This is a genomic window from Paucibacter sp. KCTC 42545, from assembly GCF_001477625.1.
In the GTDB taxonomy this organism is placed as follows: domain Bacteria; phylum Pseudomonadota; class Gammaproteobacteria; order Burkholderiales; family Burkholderiaceae_C; genus Paucibacter_A.
This window is the reverse complement of the sequence record NZ_CP013692.1, coordinates 3,220,344-3,238,710: the sequence shown is the minus strand read 5'-3', so window position 1 is coordinate 3,238,710 and position 18,367 is coordinate 3,220,344. Positions and strand designations below refer to the sequence as shown.

The window sequence follows — 18,367 nt, the reverse complement described above, 5'->3', positions numbered from 1 at the left end:
CGCCCGCTCGGGCCCTGCCCATAATCCACGCCATGGAACAATTTCTGCAATCTGCTATTCACAGCCTGCTCGCCACCATGGCCTTGCCTCAGGTTGGGCTGGCGGCCGTCTTCATCGTGGCGCTGGTGTCGGCCACGCTTTTGCCGCTGGGCTCGGAGCCGGCGGTCTTCCTCTTGGTGAAGGCTGACCCCAGCATGTTTTGGCCCGCCGTGCTGGTGGCCACCGTGGGCAATACCCTGGGCGGCGCCATCAGTTGGTGGATGGGCTACGCCGCCGAGCAAGCTTATGAGCATGCCAAGCGCGAGCAGCCTCCCAACCCGCGCGCCTTGCGCTGGCTGGAGCAGTTTGGTGCCAAGGCTTGCCTGCTCAGCTGGTTGCCGGTGGTGGGCGATCCGCTGTGCGCCGTGGCCGGTTGGTTGAAGCTGCCCTTCTGGCCTTGTGTGGCCTATATGGCCGTGGGCAAGCTGATGCGCTACGTCCTGATGACGGCGAGCTTGCTTTGGGTATTCCCCCCCTGATGGGGGTAAGCCGCGAACTTCTCTTCAGCGATCACAATGCGTGACCGCATTACAGATTTGAGCCAGCCCCCCATGACGACTACCCGCACCCCTGCCTACACTGAATTGCAACAACGCCAGCAGCGCTTGCATCATCTGACGCACCTGCAATCCATCGCCGAGTGGGACCAATCCGCCAATATGCCGGCCAAGGGCAGCGAGGCGCGATCCCTGGCTGTGGCCGAAATGGGTGGCTTGCTGCATCAGCTCAGCACCGAGCCGGTGCTCAAGACCTTGCTGGCCGACGCCGAACAAGAAGAGCTGAGCAGCGACGAGCGCGCCAATCTGCGCGAGATCAAACGCGCCTGGAGCGCCTCTAACGCCTTGCCGCAACGGCTGGTGGAAGCCAAGTCGCTGGCCAGCTCGCGCTGCGAACATGCGTGGCGCAGCCAACGCCCGGCCAATGACTGGGCCGGTCACTTGCCCAATCTGCGTGAAGTGGTGGCCTTGGCGCGGGAGGAGGCGGTCTGCTTGTCGGAAGCCACCGGCCTGTCGCGTTACGACGCCTTGATGGATTTGTATGAGCCCGGCATGCGCAGCGCCGAGGTGGACCGCGTGTTCGGTGATCTGCGCAGCTGGCTGCCTGATTTGATCAAGACCGTGCAGGCCAAGCAGGCGCAGGAGACGGTGCTGGAGCCCGTGGGGCCCTTCCCGAAAGCGGCCCAGCGCGCCCTGGGCCTGGACGCCATGCGCCTGATGGGCTTCGACTTCGACGCCGGCCGCCTGGATGAAAGCGCCCACCCGTTTTGCGGCGGTGTGCCGGAAGATGTGCGCATGACCACGCGCTACCGCGAGGACAACTTCATCCCCAGCCTGATGGGCACCATCCACGAAACCGGCCATGGCCGCTACGAGCAAAACCGCCCGCGCGACTGGATCACCCAGCCCTTGTCACAAGCCCGCTCCATGGGCTTGCATGAAAGCCAGAGCCTGAGCTTTGAGATGCAGCTGGGCAGCCACCCGGCCTTCGCCAAGCTGCTGAGCCCGCTGGTCATCAATCACTTGGGCGATCAACCCGCCTTTGCGCCGCAAAACCTGAATCGCTTGCTGACCCGGGTGCACACCGGCCTGATCCGCGTCGATGCCGACGAAGTCACCTACCCGGCGCACGTCATCCTGCGCTACGAGATCGAGCGCGCGCTGATGGAAGGCGAGATCGAGTGCGAGGACATCCCGGCTCTGTGGGACGCCAAGATGATGGAGCTGCTGGGTCAGGACACGCGCGGCAACTTCAAGGATGGCTGCATGCAAGACGTGCATTGGGGCAGCGGCTCCTTTGGCTACTTCCCTTGCTACACCTTGGGCGCCATGTATGCCGCGCAGTGGTTTGCCGCGATGCGGCGCGCCACGCCGACGCTGGACGCGCAGATCGAGGCCGGCCAATTGCAGCCCGTGTTTGACTGGTTGCAAACCAATATCTGGAGCCAGGGCAGCCGTTGGGAAACGCCTGAGTTGGTGCGCCGCGCCAGCGGCGAGGCGCTCAACCCGGCGCACTTCAAGGCGCATTTGCAGGCGCGTTATCTGGCCTGAGGCTTGGGGGCTTTCCATGCACTGAGGCCCGCCTTGTGGCGGGCCTCAGTGCTGTGATTCAGCAGCCCGCGAGCGCGGTCGGCTGAATCGGTCTTGATCGAAGGGCGCGGCTGCTCAGCGGCCACGCCCGCCTGATCAAGCTGCGGCGGCTTCGGTGCTGGCCGGAGCTGCAGCGACTGGGGCTGCCGCGACCTTCTTGGCAACGCGCTTGGCGGCCGGGGCCTTGGCTTCAACTGGCTTGGCTGCTGCTGCTGGCGCGGCTGCCTTTTTGGCGACGACCTTGGGGGCAGCTTTGGCGGCCGGCTTGGCGGCGGCCTTGACCGGCGCCTTCACAGCGGCCACTTTGGCGGGGGCCTTAGCAACGGGTTTGGCGGCAGGCTTAACGGCCTTGGGCGCAGCAGCCACGGCGGTCTTCACGGCCTTGGTCGCAGCTTTTGCGGCGGGCTTGACGGCTGTCTTCACGACCTTGCTGGCCTTGTCGGCTTTGGCTGCGGGCTTGGCCTTGGCTTTCGGTGCCACGCCCAGGGCGTCGCTCAACTCATTGAGGCGCTCCACCAATTCATTCACCTCCTTGGCCGAGGGCACGCCCAGGCGCTTCAAGGCGCGAGCCACGCGCTCTTCGAAGATGGATTCCAGCTTGTCCCAATGTTGGCCAGCCTTGCTGCCCACATCGTCGGCCATGCCGGTCATCTTGCTGGCCATGGCACCGATCTTTTCTTCGGCGGCGCTTTGGGTCTTCTTTTGCAAGTGGATGCCTTCTTTCACCAGGGCTTCAAACACCTTGCCGCCTTCGCCTTGCGCCTTGGAAAAGGCGCCCAGACCTGCTGCCCAGATTTGCTGGGCCGAGTCCTTGATGTGCTGGGCAAGTTGGCTGTCCAACAGTCCGGCCGGGATCGCGCCACCGAAGGTGCTGCTCGCGGCGGCGTTTTTCTTGGCTGCCATTTTCTGAAGCTTCTTGACCATATTGTCAGTCCTTTGTGTTGACGAATTACTGGCGGGCCCTGGTAGGTACTCGCACATCCTCACTATAGGCCCGCATGCCTGCATTTAGCTGACGCAAGTCCTAGGCAGTGCCCTCTACCTACAGCCTGGTCGACCCCTGGGGAAAGCCTGCAGCTTCGGTCGCCTGCTGATGGTCAAGAATGCGGGTAGACCACATTCTTGACGGAGACACTGATGCAGTATTTCGTGACGGGAGCCACTGGCTTTATTGGCAAGCGGCTGGTGAAAAAACTGCTCGCGCGGCGCGGCAGTACGGTGCACTTTTTGCTGCGTGAAGAGAGCTGGGACAAGCTGCCCGACTTGCTGCAATTCTGGGGCGTTGCCAAGAACCGTGTGCAGCCGGTCAAGGGCGATTTGTGCGCTAAGAAGCTGGGTGTGTCTGTGGAGGACATCAAGCGCCTGAAGGGTCAGATCGACCATGTCTACCACCTCGCCGCCGTCTATGACTTGAATGCGGACGAGGAGGCGCAGATGAGCGCCAATATCGATGGCACGCGCAGCATGGTGGAGTTTGCCCATGCCGTGGAGGCCGGCCATGTGCACCATGTCTCCAGCATTGCCGCCGCCGGGCTCTACGAAGGCGTGTTCCGCGAGGATATGTTTGACGAGGCCGAAGGCCTGGATCATCCCTACTTCAAGTCCAAGCACGAGAGCGAGAAGATCGTTCGCAAGGAGTGCAAGCGCCCCTGGACGGTGTATCGGCCCGCCATGGTGGTGGGCGACTCCAAGACTGGGGAGATGGACAAGGTCGATGGCCCTTACTACTTCTTCAAGCTGATTCAGCGCCTGCGCCAGATCCTGCCGCCCTGGATGCCCTCGATTGGTTTGGAAGGTGGCCGCATCAATATCGTGCCGGTTGATTTCGTCGTTAATGCGCTGGATCACATCAGCCACCAGCAGCGCAAGACGGGCGCTTGCTTCCATTTGGTCGACCCGATGGGCTACCGCGTCGGTGATGTGCTGGACATCTTTTCGCGCGCCGCCCATGCGCCCAAGATGAATCTCTTCGTCAATGCGGCGCTGCTGGGCTTTATTCCAAAGAGCGTGAAGAAGGGCTTGATGGCCTTGGCACCGGTGCGGCGCATCCGCAATGCGGTGATGAAGGATCTGGGCCTGCCGGATGATTTGTTCACCTTCATCAACTACCCGACCCGTTTTGACTGCCGCGAGACCGAAGCCGCGTTAAAGGGATCGGGCGTGGCCTGTCCGAACTTGCACGATTACGCCTGGCGTTTGTGGGATTACTGGGAGCGTCATCTGGACCCAGCCCTCTTCATCGATCGCAGCCTGCGCGGTACGGTGGCGGGCAAGGTGGTGCTGGTCACTGGAGGCTCCTCGGGCATTGGCTTGGCGGCTGCGACCAAGTTCGCCCAGGCCGGTGCGATCACCCTGATTTGTGCGCGTGACGAGGCCAAGCTGGCACAGGCCGTCCAAGAGATCCGCGCGGCCGCTGGTGCTGACGCACAGATACACAGTTACTCCGCCGACATTTCCAACGAGCAAAGCTGCGCCGGCATGATGGCCTGGATTGCCGAGAACTTTGGCGGGGTGGACTTCCTGATCAACAACGCCGGCCGCTCCATCCGCCGCGCCATCGAGGGTAGCTATGACCGCTTCCACGACTATGAACGCACCATGCAGCTGAATTACTTCGGCTGCCTGCGCGTGACCATGGGCCTGCTGCCTGGCATGGTGGCCAAGAAGAAGGGACATGTGGTCAATATCTCCAGCATCGGCGTGCTGACCAATGCGCCGCGCTTCTCGGCCTATGTGGCCAGCAAGGCGGCGCTGGACGCTTGGACGCGCTGCGCCTCAAGTGAATATGCCGACCTGGGCATCACCTTCACCACCATCAATATGCCCTTGGTGCGCACGCCCATGATCGCGCCGACCAAGATCTACAACAATGTGCCAACGCTGAGCCCCGAGGAGGCCGCCGATATGGTGGCCGATGCCTGCATCAGCAAGCCGGTGCGCATTGCCACCCGCTTAGGGATTACCGGCGAGTTGATGCATTCGCTGCTGCCGCGCGTGGCGCAAATCGTCATGAACACCAGCTTCCGCATGTTCCCGGACAGCGATGCGGCCAAGGGCGATGGTTCGGGCAAGAGCCTCAAGTCCCAGCTCTCGCCCGAGGCGATTGCCTTGCAGCAGATGATGAAGGGGATTCATTTTTGAGCCTTCTAAGCCTTCTTAGTATTCTGAGCGGCTGTTGCCGATGGAAGGCCCCGCTGCAGCGTCAGTCACTTCAGCAAAGGATCGCGCCGTGACGCCCAAAGAATTCACCAGCTTCGCGTCCTTCTACCCTTACTACCTGGGCGAGCACCAGAACAGCACCTGCCGGCGCCTGCATTTTGTGGGCAGTGCCGGCGTCTTGAGCTTGCTTTGTTTTGCCCTCATCACCTCGCAATGGCATTGGCTGTACGGTCTGCCGCTGCTGGGCTATGGCTTTGCCTGGTTGGGGCATTTTGTGTTTGAGAAAAACAAGCCCGCCACCTTCCGCTACCCGCTGTACAGCTTGATGGGAGACTGGGTGATGTTCAAGGACATGCTCGTCGGCAAGGTCAAGTTTTAGTTCGCGCTTTTGTTCTCGCGGTACGCAGAATGGCGCAGCACTAGCCAGTCGCTGCCTTCGCGCCATGCCGCAATGCCTTCTCTACCTGGACGTGCCCGTCTGTAGATTTGCCGTCCAAAAAATATGGCCCCGCAGGGCCATTGGTTTGCTTGCGTGAATTGCTTGCTGTCGATCAGCTCTGCAAGCTCGCCACCCGCGCACGGCGTGGGCGGCTGGGGAAGCTGTGGCGCAGGATGCGCCAGATCACCTGGCTGAACTGGCCCACCAGCGAGCCGGTGTTGTAGTGCACGCCGTAGCGGCGGCAGATGTCGCGCACCACCGGGGCCATTTCCACATAGCGGTTGGCCGGCACATCGGGGAAGAGGTGGTGTTCGATCTGGTGGCTCAGATTGCCTGACAAGGTGTTGAGCGCGAAGCCGCCGCTGATATTGCTGGAGCCGCGAATCTGGCGCCAGTACCAATGCGCGCGGGTTTCGTTCTTCAGCACGCTGCGGTGGAAGGTCTCGACCTCGGTGGTGAAGTGGCCGCAGAAGATGATGACGTAGGTCCAGACGCTGCGCATCACATTGGCCAGCACATTGCCGGTCAGCACGACCAGGAAGCCGGGGCCGGCCAGCGCCGGGAAGATCAAATAGTCTTTGATCAGCTGGCGCGAAATCTTGCGGCCGGCGATTTTCAATTCACCGCGCGCGGTCTTGCCATGCTTGCCGAAATAACCGCCCTTGGGCAGGTTTTGAATCGCCACGCCCCACTGGAAGAAGAGCGCAAACAGCACCGCGTAAATCGGCTGCAGCAGGGCGACCGGGGTCCACTTCTGCTCGGGGAACAAGCGCAGCACGCCGTAGCCAATGTCGTCGTCCAGGCCGTGGATATTGGTGTAGGTGTGGTGGCGGAAGTTGTGGGTCTTGCGCCAGTTTTCGCTGGTGCCAACGATGTCCCACTCGAAGGTCTTGCCCTGGAATTTGGGATCGCCCATCCAGTCGAACTGACCGTGAATGACGTTATGGCCGAGTTCCATATTGTCGAGAATCTTCGACAGCCCCAGGCTTAAAGCGCCCAGTGCCCAGAAGGCCCACATCCAGGGCGTGGGCAAGAAGGCGCCGATCATCAGCAGGGCGCGGCCGCTGAACTCGGTCCAGCGCACGGCACGGAAGATATTGCGGATGTAGCGGGCGTCGCGTGGGCCCAGGTCGGCCACGGTGCGGGCGCGCAGCGCCTCGATCTCGGCGCCGAACTTTTCCAACTCGTCGTTGCTCAGATTGCGGGTCAGGGATTTGCTCATGATTTACAGATCAAGACTGATGTCGGTACAGGCGCGGCTGACGCAGATGCGCAGCGCGGTATTGGGCTCGCTGCTGCGCTCGCCGGTGTTGAGGTCTTCGGCCAGGCCTTCGTGCATGGTGCAGACACAGCTGTGGCAAATGCCCATGCGGCAACCCGATGTCGGGCGCAAGCCTTGTGCTTCCAGCGCGGGCAGGATGGCTTCGCCGGAGCCGATTTCCAGCGTGCGGCCGCTGCGGCGCAGCGACACCTTGACGATGTGCTTGCTGTCCACATTCAGCGGCACGGCGGGTGAGAAGGCCTCGGCCTGGAAGCTTTGCACTTGCGCGCCCAGCAACTCACGCGCGCTGGCGACAAAGCCGCCGGGGCCGCAGGCCAGGGCTTGGGTCTGCGCCAATGGCTGGCCCAAGGCTTGGCTCAGGCTGACGCTGTTGATGCGCTCGCCGCCTTCTTGGGTGGCGATCAGCTGGAATTTGAAATTGGCAAAGCGCTCGGCCAAGGCCTGCAACTCGGGCACAAAGCAGGCTTGGGCAGCGGTGCGAACCCAGTAGATCAGCGTCACCGGCACCGGCATGCCTTGGGCGGCCAGGGCGCGGGTCAGGCTCATCAGCGGGGTGATGCCGCTGCCGGCTGCCAGCAGAGCCAGCGCGCCCGGCAGGGTGGTGGGCAGCAGCATGCTGCCGTAAGCGGGGCCCAGGTCCAGCAGATCACCCACGCGGGTGTGCTGGCACAGCTGGGTGCTCACTACGCCGCCGTCGACTTGCTTGATGGTGATGGCGATGCGGCCATCGGCACGCGGCACATCGCACAGGCTGTAGGAGCGGGTGACGCGGCGTCCATTGATCTCGACGCCGATGTTCAGATGCTGGCCGGGCGCAAAACCCTGCCAGTGGCGGTTGGGCTGCAAGACCAGGGTGACGGCGCCTTCGGCGGCAACCGTGCGCTCGACCACGCGGCCCAGGGCACGCTCCCAGGTCCAGCTGCGGTTGATCTTGCCGGCCCAGAAGTCAAACACGGCCGGGTCCACCAGCGGCGCGGCCCAGCGGCGTAAAAGCCCCGGGCGGCGTGCGCGCTGACTGGGCAGGCCGGCCTGCTGCTGGGTTTTGCCTTGCGGCTGGGCAATCGATGCAACGGTCACGAAACTACTCCGTCTGGAAAAATCTGCTGAGCTGAACGCATTGTACGTTCATACATACATTTGTGTATACAGTCGTATATTAAATCAAAAATCGCTATGATGCGCAGTCTGCCGCACCTTCATGACCATGCTTCAAGCGTCCCTGCCAACTCCTGTTCTTGATCTGCCTGGCGCCACCGGCCCCGGCCGCAAGGCGCAGATTTCGCGCGATGACATCATTCAAGCCGCGCTCAAGCTGGTGGGGCCGCATCGCAGCGTGTCGTCACTGAGCTTGCGCGAAGTGGCGCGTGAGGCCGGCATCGCCCCGAACAGTTTTTATCGCCAGTTTCGCGATATGGACGAGTTGGCCGTGGCCCTGATCAATTTGGCCGGCCAGTCGCTGCGGCAAATCATTGGTGAGGCGCGGCGGCGCTCGCACAACGGCTCCAGCGTGGTGCGCAGCGCCGTGCAGGCCTTTATGGATCAGTTGCGCTCGGATGACCTGCTGTTGCACATCTTGCTGCGCGAAGGCACGGTCGGTTCGGACGCCTTCAAGCGCGCGGTGGATCAGCAACTCGATTTCTTCGAGGAAGAGTTGCGCCAGGACTTGATCCGCATTGCCGAGGCCCACGGCACCGGCTTGTTTGAGCCGGCGCTCACGGCCAAGGCCATCACCCGGTTGGTGTTTGCCATCGGCGCCACCGCGATGGATATGCCGCATGAAAAATTGCCCGAGTTGACCGAGCAATTGGTGGTGATGGTGCGCATGATCGTCACCGGCACCCAGACGTTGGCGATCTCAGGTTCGCCCGACCTGGCCTTGGACAGGGTCTAAGGCCCAGGCCCAGGCCCAGGCCATTGCGCTGCGCCCGGCTCAGAATGGTGTTTGCCATTGGCGCCACTGCGATGGACATGCCGCATGAAAAATTGCCCGAGTTGACCGAGCAATTGGTGGTGATGGTGCGCATGATCGTCACCGGCACCCAGACGTTGGCGATCTCAGGTTCGCCCGACCTGGCCTTGGACAGGGTCTAAGGCTCAGGCCCAGGCCCAGGCCATTGCGCTGCGCCCGGCTCAGAAGCCTGCGGCCAGCGTCATGCGTGTGGCCACGCCGGCCAGCGCAATGCGGTGCAGCATCTCGCTGACCGTGGTGCAGCACTCAGGCAGGATGCTCACCTCATAGCCTTGCGCCTGCGGTGAGATGGCGGTGAAGACCACGCAGTTCTGCGTCATCATGCCGCAGACCAAGAGCTCCTTCACCCCCAGCGCCTGCAGCGTGGCCGCCAGGGTGGTGCCGACAAAGCTGTCGGCATGCTGTTTGATCACGATGGGTGCGTTCGGCGCGGCCGCCAGCAGGCGCGGATGCAGGGCCACGCCCTCGCTGCCGGCGTTGAAGAAGGGCGCGGGGCCTTTGCTGGCATCGGCAATGTGCTGAATCAAGATCACCGGCATCTCGCGGGCCTGGGCTTGCGCGATGGCGGCCTCGATCTTGACGAGCGTTGCTTCGCTATTCCAGAGCGGGAATTTGCCGCCGTCGAAATAGTCGTTTTGCACATCGATGACCAGCAGGGCTTGTTGCTTGGTGTTCATGGGGCTTTGCTTTCCTTGGGTTGGGATGCCGCCATTGTTGGCAGCCGAGGCTGTTCCTGCGAGTGGCCCGAAAGCCATTCTTCGATAAGATCGGGCCAATCTGTTTTTGGACTGGCCTATGCCTGCTGCCGCCAACACCGCCATCGCCCGCCACCGCATCGCGGTACTGGCTTTTGACCGTATCAGCCCTTTTCATCTGGCCGTGCCCTGCGCGGTGTTTGGCCATGAGCTAGGGCCGGGGCCACATACAGCGGCCGAACCGCAGTTCGACTTGCGCGTTTGCGCTGCAGAGCCCGGCCTCTTGCGCACCACGGCCGGCTTTGCCGTGCAGCCGGCTTATGGCCTGGAGGCTTTGAAGACGGCCCACACTGTCATCGTGCCCAGCTGGCGCGACCCTGCGGAAGCGGCGCCGCCGGCCTTGCTGAAGGCGCTGCGCGCGGCGCATCAGCGTGGCGCCCAGCTGGTGGGTTTGTGCCTGGGCGCTTATCTGCTGGCCCAGGCCGGCTTGCTGGATGGCCGGCGCGCCACCACGCACTGGGCTTATGCGCAGGACTTTGCCGAGCGCTTTCCGGCCATCCGGGTCGAGCCCGATGTGCTCTATATCGATGAGGGTGATGTGCTGAGCTCGGCTGGCACGGCCGCCGGCATCGATGCCTGCTTGCATCTGCTGCGCAGCCAGTACGGCGTGGCGGCAGCCAACCGGGTGGCGCGCCGCCTGGTGGTGCCGCCGCAGCGCCAGGGTGGGCAGGCGCAGTACATCGAGCAGGCGGTGCCGGTGACGGCGCGGGACTCGGCTCTGGCCTTTGTGTTGGACGATTTGCGCGCCACGCTGAACCAGCCGCACAGCCTGGACAGCGTGGCCGCGCGGGCCTTGATGAGCCGGCGCAGCTTCAGCCGCCATTTTCGGCAGCTGACCGGCGGCACCCTGGGCGACTGGTTGCTGCGGGAACGGCTGGCGCTGGCGCAGCGGCTGCTGGAGCAGGAGGAGCCGCGCAGCATCGACGACGTGGCCGCGCTGGCGGGCTTTGGCTCGGCGGTGTCCTTGCGGCATCACTTCGGGCGGGCCTTTGGCCTGGCGCCCACGGCTTGGCGGCGTAGTTTCAGTGCGGGATGAACCGACCACCTATTCAGGGGGGATGCTCGGGGGGCGGTGCGTCGCGGTCGCAGAATAGCGCGGTCGTAATTTTGGGGGTGGCGATGTCTTGCAAGGCGATGGGTAGCCCATGGTTAGCGCCGCTGCTGTGCGGCTTGACCGTGGCTGCAGCGCAGGCCAGCCCGGTCGGCCAGGACGCGCTGCCCGCGCATGCGGCCTCGGCCTCGGCGGCGAGCCCAATACCGGTCGTGCTGGATGAAGCCGAGCGCAAGGCCTTGTCGGGCCTGATGCCCAACCCGGGGGCCACGCCGACGCGATCGGCCCGTGAGGCACAAGCGGCGGCAGCGGCGCGTGCCGCCCTGGCCGCCTCGGCCGCGGCTGCTGCTTTGACCCCGGCGCAGGCCCAAATCGCGGGAATCAAGCCGCGGGCTGATCAGTCCTCGCGCACCACGGGTGGGGCGGGTAGCCCGAGCGAAGCCATGGTGGGCGATGAGGTGCGCGCCGCCATCAAAGAGAATCTCGCCCCCGAGACGGTGTCGGCCTTGAAGGAATTGCGCAGCGATCTGGGGCAAATCAAAAACAGCTTGGGGCTGGAGAAGCCCGATGCTGCCGCACGCGAGCCCAAGCGCGTGGGCTACCAGGGGGAGGGCCAGCCCGGCCAAGGGGGCCACGACGGCCCCCTTGGCGTTGGCCATCCCGATGCTGGACCGCCACCCGGTTCACGCCTGACCAATGGCCAGGTGCTGGTGCTGGCCGAGCAGCTGTTTTACGAGTTGCTGCCTTGGGCACTGGGTGCCATGGCCTTGTATGGTTCGGGCTCCCTGGTGGTGGCCGTGCTGCGCATGCAAGAGCGTAAGCGCCAGCAGCAGGCGCTGCGGCGTGCGCGCCGATCGAGCGGCGCTAGCAGCTCCAGCCGTTTCGGCGCTCAGGGCGATTCAAGCCTGCCCAGCGATCTGGAGCCGACACCACCCGCCTCGGCCCCTGAGCGCGCCGCTGCGCTCGATGTGCCCATCATCCGTCCACAACATCGCCCGCATCATCACCATCAATCCTCCGGCCACAGCAGCTTTGGCGCTGAGAGCCGCTCCAGTGAGTCCAGCGGCCGCAAAGTCAGCTCCAGCCGCTCGGGACGGTCGCGGCGCTCCGGCCCCTATCTCTGAGGTTTTGAAGGTGTGAGGCTTGGACGCAGTGATGCGCTTGGCCGGCCTTCAGCGGAAGTCCCTGCTCTCCAAGCCCAGCCGGCCCAGCCAGGGCGACAAGTCCTCGAAGCGCTGTGCCAGCAGATGGCGCACGCCGTTCTCGGCCTGCCATTTGCCGTGCGCGGCCAGCAGGCGGGCGTTGCGCAGCAGGCTGCGGTTGGCTTCGTACACATCGGGCCAGACGATCACCTGCACGCTGCCGGTTTCGTCTTCCATGCTGATGAAGAGCACGCCCTTGGCGGTTTGCGGGCGCTGCCGCACCGTCACCAAGCCGCAGGCATGCGCCGGCCTGCCGCTGCGCCAGTGCAGCAGCTGCGCGGCCGTCAGCAGGCCCCGCTTGGCCAGGCGCGGGCGCAAGAGCTTGAGCGGATGGCTGCGCAGGGTCAGGCCCAGGGCAGCGTAGTCCCACAGCACCTCCTCGCCTTCGGGGGCTTGTTCCAAGGCCAGTTCATCCTCCAGCGGCAGCGTGCCTTGCAAAAGCGGCGGCATGGCGCGCAGCGCGGTGGCCTGCCAGACCTGCTGGCGGCGCTGGCCGGCCAGCGACATCAGGGCGTCGGCGGCGGCCAGTTGCTGCAGATCTTGCTGATCGAGCCCGGCGCGCAGGGCCAGGTCTTGCGTGTCGCTGAAAAGGGCTTGGACGCGGGCCATCTCGATGCGCCGCGCCGCCGCGCCAGCCAAGCCGCTGACCAGTTGCAGGCCCAAGCGCACAGCGGGCTGATGCTGGCCGGCAATCGGCTCCAGGCTGCTGACCACGCCGCTGCAGTTGACATCCACCGCGCGCACCTCGATGTCGTGGCGGCGCGCGTCTTGCACCAGCTGGCTGGGTGAGTAAAAGCCCAGCGGTTGTGAGTTCAGCAGGGCGCACAAAAACACCGCCGGCTCATGCTGCTTGACCCAGCAAGACACATAGGTCAGCAGCGCGAAACTGGCGGCATGCGACTCTGGAAAGCCGTAGGAGGCAAAGCCCTTGATCTGGCGGAAGATGGCCTCGGCAAAGTCGTCGGTGTAGCCATTGGCGCGCATGCCGCTCAAGATCTTTTCGTGAAAGCGCTGCAGGTCGCCGGGCCGTTTCCAGGCCGCCATGGCGCGGCGCAGCTGGTCGGCCTCACCGGCCGAGAAGCTGGCCGCGATCATCGCCACCTGCATCACCTGCTCTTGAAAAATCGGGATGCCGCAGGTGCGCTCCAGCGCCACCTTGAGCGCCTCGCTGGGGTACTGAATGTCTTGCGGCCGCATGGCCCGGTTCTTCAAATAGGGGTGGACCATGCCGCCCTGAATCGGGCCGGGGCGCACGATGGCCACTTCCACCACCAGATCGTAAAAACAGCGCGGCTGCAGGCGCGGCAGCATGGACATCTGGGCGCGCGATTCGATCTGGAACACGCCCACCGTGTCGGCCCGGCAGATCATGTCGTAGGTGGGGCGGTCGCCCTCGGGCACGTCCTTCATGCCAAAGGGCTGGCCGCGTAACTGCTCAATCAGCTGGAAGCTGCGCCGCAGCGCGCTGAGCATGCCCAGCGCCAACACATCCACCTTCATCAGGCCGAGCGCGTCGATATCGTCCTTGTCCCACTGGATCACGGTGCGATCGACCATGCTGGCGTTCTCGATCGGCACCAGGCGCGACAGCGGCCCCTGCGTCAACACAAAGCCGCCGGGGTGCTGGCTGAGGTGGCGCGGCATGCCCATCAGCTGGCGCGTCAGCAGCAGCAGCTGGCGCAGCTGCAGGCTACCGAAGTCCAGGCCCAGCTCGGCTTGCAGCTGCTGCAGGCGCTCCTCGGGCAGCACTTCTTCGGTCCAGCCGTGGTGATCCTTGGCCAGGCGCTCCACCAGTTCAGGGTCCAAGCCCAGCGCCCGGCCCACATCGCGGATGGCGCTGCGCGGCCGGTAGCTGATCACCACCGCGGTCAGCGCGGCGCGCTCGCGGCCGTATTTGCTGTAGAGGTACTGAATCACCTCTTCGCGTCGATCGTGTTCGAAGTCCACATCGATGTCGGGCGGCTCGTTGCGTTCGCGGCTGATGAAGCGCTCGAACAGCATGCTGCTGCGCGCCGGGTCAACCTCGGTGATGTGCAGGCAAAAGCAGACGATGCTATTGGCCGCCGAGCCGCGCCCCTGGCAGAGGATCTCTTGGCCGCGCGCAAAGCTCACCACATCGGCCACGGTGAGGAAGTAATGCTCGTAGCCCATCTCGTGGATCAGTGCCAGCTCATGCTCCATCTGGGCGCGGTGCGCTGCTGCCACGCCCTGCGGCCAGCGAATGCGCGCACCTGCTTCGGTGAGGGCGCGCAAATGCTGGGCCGGGCTCTGACCCGGCGGCACCACCTCGCTGGGGTATTGGTAGCGAATTTCGTCGAGCGAGAAGCTGCAGGCCGCCGCCACCACCAAGGTTTGCGCCAGCAGATCGGCCGGGTAGAGCTGCGCCAGGCGCAGGCGGCTGCGCAGATGCCGCTCGGCATTGGGCTGCAGCTCATAGCCGCAGGCGCTGATGGGGCGATTCAGCCGGGTGGCTGTCATCACATCTTGCAGCGGCTTGCGCGAGCGCACATGCAGATGCACATCGCCCGCCGCCACCAGGGGCAGGGCCGTGGCCTGCGAGATCTGCCGCAGCCGGTGCAGCCAGAGTTCGTCGCCCAGTTCGCGCAGCAGGGCCACGCCAATCCAGGCCCGCCCGCTGAAGGCTTGCAACAGCCACTGCGCCTGCGCCAGCAATTGCGCGTCGCTGCTGCTGCGCAGCGGCAGCAACAAGGCCAGGCAGCCGCTGCTCAGCTGCGCGGCATGCTGCTGCAGCAAGGCCCAGCTGAGCTGGTAGCTGCCCTTGGGCGCGCTGCGCCGCAAGTCGGTGATGAACTGGCACAGCTCGCCATAGCCTTGCAGATGGCGGGCCAGCAGCACAAGTTTGAAGCCGGGGCCCTCGGCTTCGCTGACCAGGAATTCGCTGCCGATCAACAGCTTGAGCCCGCAGGCCTTGGCCGCGACATGGGCACGCACCACGCCGGCCAGTGAGCATTCATCGGTGATGGCCAGCGCCGCATAGCCTTGCGCATGGGCGCGCTCCACCAACTCTTGCGGGCTGGAGGCGCCGCGCAAAAAAGAGTAGTGGCTGAGGCAATGCAGCTCGGCGTAGGCGCTGATCATGCGAAGAGCCCGTGCAAGAACCAACCTTGCTCGTCCACCGACAGGCGCTGCTGAAAAATCCACAGCACGCCGGCGGTGGCACTCAGGGCCAGGAAGTAGTCGCGCTGCACATGTTGCGGCGGCCTATTTTTCGGCTCTTGCTGCGATTCTTGCTGGGCTTGGCCTGGGTCGCCCGCGTGGCCGCCCCACCAACCGCCTTCGATGCGCTGCGGCCCCGCCAGCAGGCGCAGCGGGCCGAGGTAATGCGGTTGGTCTTGCCGCACTTCCAGCCGCAGCGGCTCGGGCAGCAGCCAGGTCGGTTGCGGACTGCCGTTGGGGCGCAGGCCCGGCGCGGGTGCCGCGTGGCCGGGCCAGGGCTGCCAGCATTGCATCTGTTCCAGGCGATGGTCCTCTTGCAAATGGCCGCAGCGCACTTGGCGCTCGCCCAGGCGCAGGGCCATGCGCTCCAGCAATTGCGACAGGCTTTCCTGCCCGGCGACGGGCTGGCCGGGGCCGGGCGGCAGCAGGGGCTGGCTGGCTTCGATCAGCGGCAAGACCGTGCCGGCGTGCAGGCTGATTTCACCCACCGGCGCGGGCAGGGCGATGCGCTGCAGATGCTCGCTCAGCAGGCGGGCGAGATGGCGGTAGTCGCGTGTGACTTCGGCCGTGTGCACTTGCAGGCTGCCGTGGCTGGCGATCTCGCGGGCGCGCATCGCGTCATGCTCCCAGTGCAGGGTCAGGTCTTGCACACCGGCATGGCGGGCGGCCAGCCAGGCGCAGAGCTGGCGCAGCAGATGCTGGGCGTGATGCAGCAAGGCCATGGCGTTGTCGCTGCGCTGCGGCAGCTCCAGGCGGGCGCTGAATTGCTCGGGGATGCTGATCCAGGCATGCGCCTCCTGCAACTGGCCATAAGCCTGATCCAGCGCCCGCAGCAGCTCGGCGCCGAAGCGCCGGCCCAGGGCGGCGCGCGGCAGGCGGCGCACATCACCCAGGCGCTTGCAACCCAGCCGGGCCAGCATGGGGGCATGGGCTTGCGCGGCGCTGAGGGCGGGCAGGGGCAGGGCATCAAGCTGTGCGCCCAAGCTCAGGCTGCTAGGCCAGTCCAGGCTGGGCTGGCAGCGCGCCAAGGCCAAGGCGCCCAAGCTGCTGGGCGCCCAGGCGGCCGCCTGCAGGTGCAAGCCGGCCTGCGGCGCGCTGGCAAACAGACGCTGATGCAAGGCCTGCGGGCCGCCGAACAGGCGCAGGCTGGCGGCCACTTCCAGCACCACCGCCTCTTCCAGCAAAGCCACGCGCGGCGTGAACTGCAGCGCCCACCAGGCCAGGGCCTGTTGTTGCGATGCCGCCGTGCCGCCGCTGCCCCCTGCCAGCGTTTCAGTGGGCGCTGGTGGCGGGCTGAGCAGGGCGAGCCAGTGCATGGCTGATGAGGGCGCTGACGGAGGTGATGGCGCTGCCGGCGCTGCTTGCGCTGCTTGCGATTTGCGGCGCCGCCGGCGTGTTGACGACAGTCGTGGTCGGCATGAGCGGAGCGATCGGCGTGACCGGCGTTCCCATGCTGGGCCAAGGCTGGGCCAGCATGCGCGGGCTCAGCACTTCTTGCAGCCCGGCGGGCAGGGCCGGCAGCAGCAGGGCTTGCTCATGCGTGGGCCCGCGGCGTTTGAGGATTTGCACTTGCAAACACCAATCGGCGCCCACGCTCAAGGCCACCCGCAAGGGCGCGGCCGAGGCTTGCGTGTGCGCGGCCAGCGGGCGCAGCAAAAACACCGGCGCGCTGCAGCTCTGGGCATGGCTTTGCAGGCGCCGGATTTGCTCGGGCCTGGCCTGCGGCAGCCAAGCCAGGATGGCGGCGGCGGCATTGGCCTTGATGGCTTGCTCGGTGGCCCAGAGCTGTTGCTGCGCCGTGCCTGCGGCAATCCACAGCAGCTGTTCGGCCGCCGCGCCACAAGCGGCTTGCAGGCCCGGCAGGTGCGGGGTGTAGGGCGGGTTGATCAGCAGCACGACGGGCGCGCGGCCTGGTTGCTGCGGCCGCTTGGCTTGGCCTTGGCCGGGTGCTGCCGTGTGGGACGCCGATGGGGCCAACAGCGCCCGCAGGGCGGGGCCCAGCAAGCGCCACTCCAGCTGCGTGTGGGGCGGCTGCAGGATTTCGCTCAGGGCGTGGCTGGGCCAGCCGGCGCCGGGCAGCTGGGCGTCCAGCGCCGCAAAGCCGCTGCTGAGGCCGGGCTTGGGGCTGCTGCCCAGACTGTTGGCGCGCCAGACTTGGGCGTGCAGCAAGGCCTGGGCTGGCTCTGCCGGGCGGAGAGTTGCGGTGGAGAGCATGGCGGCTTGCTGCGAGCTGGGGGGAACTCATGATACAGAAAGACTGTGTTTTTATACAGCTTAATGAGGCCAGGCTGATGCCACAGCGCTGTCACACCGATGCCGCTGCCCCGCCAACACGGCTGACTTTCCGTGAGAAAACCATAGTTAACCCTCTGCTTGAGGGGTTTTCGCGGCGGCCTGCTTCGGTTTAAGGTGGAAAATTAGGGTTTTCACCATATCGTCATTCCTCGGGATAAACAGTCATGGCCTTGCTTGAGCCCTTGTTGGCAATCTTGGACACCGCGCGTTTGACGCTGCGCGCGCCCGAGGCCAGCGATCTGGATGCCGTTTTTGAGGTGCATGCCGACCCCATCACCAACCGCTTCAACCCCGCCGGTGCACTCGTTTCGCGTGAAGCTGCGCAGGCTTTGTTGGAAGGCTGGCAGGCGCACTGGCAGGCCCAGGGCTTCGGCTACTGGGCGATTGCCTTGCGCGAGCAGCCCGAGCAGCTGCTGGGCTTCGGCGGCATCATGGCCAAGCCCATCGAGGGCCATCAGGGGCGCTTGGATCTGAATCTGTACTTCCGCTTCCGGCCCCAGGCCTGGGGGCAGGGCTATGCCTCCGAGATGGCGATGACGGCCTTGGCGCTGGCCTTTGATCAACTGCGCGCCCCGGCCGTGCTGGCGGTGGTGCGGCCGAGCAATATGCCCTCACGCAAGACGCTGGAGCGCATCGGCATGCGGCTCAAGGGCGCGCTGGCCGATGTGCCGGGCCAGGCCCCCAGCCTGCTGTACGAGATGAGCGCCGAGCATTACGCCACCGTGCCCAAGCAGGTGCCGCCGCCCACGCCCTTTGGCGCCTGAGCCTGCGGCGGGCTGCACGCAGCCCAAACACCGCCCACTCAGCGCCCACTCACAGTCCGCTGACTGTCCCACCCAAAGCCCATCCCCTAACTTCGAAGCGCTGTGTCATCCCGGCCGCGGCGACCGGCGTGCAGAATGGAATGCCATT

General features: G+C 65.2%; 16 protein-coding genes. 9 read left to right on the top strand and 7 right to left on the bottom strand.

Annotation, left to right across the window (positions count from 1 at the left end):
* The first annotated feature begins 32 nt into the window (after window positions 1–32).
* Both AT984_RS14065 and AT984_RS14060 read left to right on the top strand, forming a co-directional pair.
* Window positions 33–518, top strand: a complete 486-nt coding sequence (locus AT984_RS14065) for a YqaA family protein (RefSeq protein WP_442952146.1) — start codon at window positions 33–35, stop codon at window positions 516–518.
* A gap of 72 nt (window positions 519–590) precedes the next feature.
* Window positions 591–2,087 carry a carboxypeptidase M32 gene (locus tag AT984_RS14060; protein WP_058720626.1) on the top strand — a complete coding sequence of 499 codons (1,497 nt, stop codon included), beginning with the start codon at window positions 591–593 and terminating at the stop codon, window positions 2,085–2,087.
* A gap of 135 nt (window positions 2,088–2,222) precedes the next feature.
* On the opposite strand, the gene AT984_RS14055 is transcribed toward AT984_RS14060, so the two are convergent.
* A complete protein-coding gene (locus AT984_RS14055; RefSeq protein ID WP_082680031.1) occupies window positions 2,223–3,050 on the bottom strand; it encodes a phasin family protein in 828 nt (275 codons plus the stop codon).
* 213 nt (window positions 3,051–3,263) lie between these two features.
* Here AT984_RS14055 and AT984_RS14050 point away from each other — a divergent pair, with 213 nt between their 5' ends.
* Window positions 3,264–5,267 carry an SDR family oxidoreductase gene (locus tag AT984_RS14050; RefSeq protein ID WP_058720625.1) on the top strand — a complete coding sequence of 668 codons (2,004 nt, stop codon included), beginning with the start codon at window positions 3,264–3,266 and terminating at the stop codon, window positions 5,265–5,267.
* Window positions 5,268–5,355: 88 nt separating this feature from the next.
* A complete protein-coding gene (locus AT984_RS14045) occupies window positions 5,356–5,664 on the top strand; it encodes an Mpo1-like protein (RefSeq protein ID WP_231741426.1) in 309 nt (102 codons plus the stop codon).
* 172 nt (window positions 5,665–5,836) lie between these two features.
* On the opposite strand, the gene AT984_RS14040 is transcribed toward AT984_RS14045, so the two are convergent.
* Both AT984_RS14040 and AT984_RS14035 read right to left on the bottom strand, forming a co-directional pair.
* Window positions 5,837–6,946 (bottom strand): fatty acid desaturase family protein, encoded by a 1,110-nt coding sequence (locus AT984_RS14040; protein WP_058720623.1) that lies wholly within the window; start codon window positions 6,944–6,946, stop codon window positions 5,837–5,839.
* 3 nt (window positions 6,947–6,949) lie between these two features.
* Window positions 6,950–8,083 carry a ferredoxin reductase gene (locus AT984_RS14035; RefSeq protein WP_197418102.1) on the bottom strand — a complete coding sequence of 378 codons (1,134 nt, stop codon included), beginning with the start codon at window positions 8,081–8,083 and terminating at the stop codon, window positions 6,950–6,952.
* A 121-nt stretch (window positions 8,084–8,204) separates the two neighbouring features.
* Between AT984_RS14035 and fabR the strand changes: the two genes are divergently transcribed.
* Both fabR and AT984_RS23790 read left to right on the top strand, forming a co-directional pair.
* Complete coding sequence (gene fabR / locus AT984_RS14030; RefSeq protein WP_058720622.1) at window positions 8,205–8,897, top strand: HTH-type transcriptional repressor FabR; 693 nt, start codon at window positions 8,205–8,207, stop codon at window positions 8,895–8,897.
* Between the two features lie 77 nt (window positions 8,898–8,974).
* Window positions 8,975–9,097 (top strand): hypothetical protein, encoded by a 123-nt coding sequence (locus AT984_RS23790; RefSeq protein WP_257721160.1) that lies wholly within the window; start codon window positions 8,975–8,977, stop codon window positions 9,095–9,097.
* A 39-nt stretch (window positions 9,098–9,136) separates the two neighbouring features.
* On the opposite strand, the gene AT984_RS14025 is transcribed toward AT984_RS23790, so the two are convergent.
* Complete coding sequence (locus AT984_RS14025; RefSeq protein ID WP_058720621.1) at window positions 9,137–9,652, bottom strand: isochorismatase family protein; 516 nt, start codon at window positions 9,650–9,652, stop codon at window positions 9,137–9,139.
* 118 nt (window positions 9,653–9,770) lie between these two features.
* Between AT984_RS14025 and AT984_RS14020 the strand changes: the two genes are divergently transcribed.
* Both AT984_RS14020 and AT984_RS14015 read left to right on the top strand, forming a co-directional pair.
* The gene (locus AT984_RS14020) at window positions 9,771–10,766 is read left to right on the top strand and encodes a helix-turn-helix domain-containing protein (RefSeq protein WP_058720620.1); all 996 of its coding nucleotides are present in this window, start codon (window positions 9,771–9,773) and stop codon (window positions 10,764–10,766) included.
* A 98-nt stretch (window positions 10,767–10,864) separates the two neighbouring features.
* Window positions 10,865–11,905 (top strand): hypothetical protein, encoded by a 1,041-nt coding sequence (locus AT984_RS14015; RefSeq protein WP_058720619.1) that lies wholly within the window; start codon window positions 10,865–10,867, stop codon window positions 11,903–11,905.
* Between the two features lie 48 nt (window positions 11,906–11,953).
* Here AT984_RS14015 and AT984_RS14010 read toward each other — a convergent pair whose 3' ends face one another.
* From AT984_RS14010 to imuA, 3 genes are read right to left on the bottom strand one after another with little or no spacing between them, the layout of a single operon-like run.
* Window positions 11,954–15,082, bottom strand: a complete 3,129-nt coding sequence (locus AT984_RS14010; RefSeq protein WP_058720618.1) for an error-prone DNA polymerase — start codon at window positions 15,080–15,082, stop codon at window positions 11,954–11,956.
* Window positions 15,079–16,476 (bottom strand): Y-family DNA polymerase, encoded by a 1,398-nt coding sequence (locus AT984_RS14005; RefSeq protein WP_058720617.1) that lies wholly within the window; start codon window positions 16,474–16,476, stop codon window positions 15,079–15,081. Before AT984_RS14005 ends, AT984_RS14010 begins: the two co-directional genes overlap by 4 nt.
* Window positions 16,433–17,374, bottom strand: a complete 942-nt coding sequence (gene imuA / locus AT984_RS14000; RefSeq protein ID WP_058720616.1) for a translesion DNA synthesis-associated protein ImuA — start codon at window positions 17,372–17,374, stop codon at window positions 16,433–16,435. The genes AT984_RS14005 and imuA overlap by 44 nt, the downstream gene beginning before the upstream one ends.
* 245 nt (window positions 17,375–17,619) lie before the next feature.
* On the opposite strand from imuA, the gene AT984_RS13995 reads away from it, so the two are divergent.
* Window positions 17,620–18,219, top strand: coding sequence for a GNAT family N-acetyltransferase (locus tag AT984_RS13995; protein ID WP_058720615.1), 600 nt, complete (start codon window positions 17,620–17,622; stop codon window positions 18,217–18,219).
* Window positions 18,220–18,367: the final 148 nt, after the last annotated feature.

What these genes read in the sequence shown, in the direction of transcription:
- AT984_RS14065 (WP_442952146.1), top strand. Translation starts at nt 33, where the DNA reads ATGGAACAATTTCTGCAATCTGCTATTCACAGCCTGCTCGCCACCATG.
- AT984_RS14060 (WP_058720626.1), top strand. Translation starts at nt 591, where the DNA reads ATGACGACTACCCGCACCCCTGCCTACACTGAATTGCAACAACGCCAG.
- AT984_RS14055 (WP_082680031.1), bottom strand. Translation starts at nt 3,050, where the DNA reads ATGGTCAAGAAGCTTCAGAAAATGGCAGCCAAGAAAAACGCCGCCGCG.
- AT984_RS14050 (WP_058720625.1), top strand. Translation starts at nt 3,264, where the DNA reads ATGCAGTATTTCGTGACGGGAGCCACTGGCTTTATTGGCAAGCGGCTG.
- AT984_RS14040 (WP_058720623.1), bottom strand. Translation starts at nt 6,946, where the DNA reads ATGAGCAAATCCCTGACCCGCAATCTGAGCAACGACGAGTTGGAAAAG.
- fabR (WP_058720622.1), top strand. Translation starts at nt 8,205, where the DNA reads ATGACCATGCTTCAAGCGTCCCTGCCAACTCCTGTTCTTGATCTGCCT.
- AT984_RS23790 (WP_257721160.1), top strand. Translation starts at nt 8,975, where the DNA reads ATGCCGCATGAAAAATTGCCCGAGTTGACCGAGCAATTGGTGGTGATG.
- AT984_RS14025 (WP_058720621.1), bottom strand. Translation starts at nt 9,652, where the DNA reads ATGAACACCAAGCAACAAGCCCTGCTGGTCATCGATGTGCAAAACGAC.
- AT984_RS14020 (WP_058720620.1), top strand. Translation starts at nt 9,771, where the DNA reads ATGCCTGCTGCCGCCAACACCGCCATCGCCCGCCACCGCATCGCGGTA.
- AT984_RS14015 (WP_058720619.1), top strand. Translation starts at nt 10,865, where the DNA reads ATGGGTAGCCCATGGTTAGCGCCGCTGCTGTGCGGCTTGACCGTGGCT.
- AT984_RS14010 (WP_058720618.1), bottom strand. Translation starts at nt 15,082, where the DNA reads ATGATCAGCGCCTACGCCGAGCTGCATTGCCTCAGCCACTACTCTTTT.
- AT984_RS14005 (WP_058720617.1), bottom strand. Translation starts at nt 16,476, where the DNA reads ATGCACTGGCTCGCCCTGCTCAGCCCGCCACCAGCGCCCACTGAAACG.
- imuA (WP_058720616.1), bottom strand. Translation starts at nt 17,374, where the DNA reads ATGCTCTCCACCGCAACTCTCCGCCCGGCAGAGCCAGCCCAGGCCTTG.
- AT984_RS13995 (WP_058720615.1), top strand. Translation starts at nt 17,620, where the DNA reads ATGGCCTTGCTTGAGCCCTTGTTGGCAATCTTGGACACCGCGCGTTTG.